Below are 262 nucleotides of genomic sequence, written 5' to 3' on the forward strand. Positions count from 1 at the left end.
GTTATCTGGCCTTGGATTTTCATATTGAACAAGGGCGTGGCGAACAAACGGCACTAATTTATGATTCACCGGTTACGAACACGAAGCAACGTTTTAGTTATATTGAATTGCGTGATGCGGTTGCTCGCTTCGCCGGTGTGCTAAAAGCCCATGGTGTAAATAAGGGTGATCGGGTAGTCATTTATATGCCCATGATCCCAGAAGCCGCTATTGCTATGTTAGCCAGCGCCCGTCTTGGTGCTGTTCATTCCGTAGTCTTTGG

General features: G+C 46.9%; 1 protein-coding gene. It reads left to right on the forward strand.

From position 1 onward, the window contains the following. On the forward strand, positions 1 to 262 hold a 262-nt coding region (locus RMT89_RS43770), incomplete at both ends, for an AMP-binding protein (protein WP_315889324.1).

The organism is Streptomyces sp. P17 (genome assembly GCF_032436805.1).
GTDB lineage: Bacteria > Actinomycetota > Actinomycetes > Streptomycetales > Streptomycetaceae > Streptomyces.